A 942-nucleotide genomic window follows, 5' to 3' on the forward strand; every position below is an offset into this window, starting at 1 on the left:
CGCTGTAGAATGCGCGCCTCGGTTGAGACGAAAGGCTCTTAACCAACCGCTCTTTAACAATTGAATCAAGCAATTCGTGTGGGTGCTTGCGCTGTAAGACTGAAGTCAACTGATTATCAGCATCGCCAGTTACTCCACGAGAAATCATGGTTTAACCAACGATTGCTGAGCCAAGTTTATAAGGTTTTCTCAAAACCTAATTGCAGTATTGAACTGAAGAGTTTGATCATGGCTCAGATTGAACGCTGGCGGCAGGCCTAACACATGCAAGTCGAGCGGATGACAGGAGCTTGCTCCTGAATTCAGCGGCGGACGGGTGAGTAATGCCTAGGAATCTGCCTGGTAGTGGGGGACAACGTCTCGAAAGGGACGCTAATACCGCATACGTCCTACGGGAGAAAGTGGGGGATCTTCGGACCTCACGCTATCAGATGAGCCTAGGTCGGATTAGCTAGTTGGTGAGGTAATGGCTCACCAAGGCGACGATCCGTAACTGGTCTGAGAGGATGATCAGTCACACTGGAACTGAGACACGGTCCAGACTCCTACGGGAGGCAGCAGTGGGGAATATTGGACAATGGGCGAAAGCCTGATCCAGCCATGCCGCGTGTGTGAAGAAGGTCTTCGGATTGTAAAGCACTTTAAGTTGGGAGGAAGGGTTGTAGATTAATACTCTGCAATTTTGACGTTACCGACAGAATAAGCACCGGCTAACTCTGTGCCAGCAGCCGCGGTAATACAGAGGGTGCAAGCGTTAATCGGAATTACTGGGCGTAAAGCGCGCGTAGGTGGTTTGTTAAGTTGGATGTGAAATCCCCGGGCTCAACCTGGGAACTGCATCCAAAACTGGCAAGCTAGAGTAGGGCAGAGGGTGGTGGAATTTCCTGTGTAGCGGTGAAATGCGTAGATATAGGAAGGAACACCAGTGGCGAAGGCGACCAC

At 50.7% G+C, this 942-nt stretch carries 1 rRNA gene; it reads left to right on the plus strand.

Features of this window, described 5'->3' with window-relative positions:
- Positions 1-210: 210 nt before the first annotated feature.
- Positions 211-942, plus strand: a 16S ribosomal RNA gene (locus D3M70_RS12450); the annotation flags it as partial.

This window comes from Pseudomonas sp. LS-2 (assembly GCF_003605735.1).
Lineage (GTDB): Bacteria > Pseudomonadota > Gammaproteobacteria > Pseudomonadales > Pseudomonadaceae > Aquipseudomonas.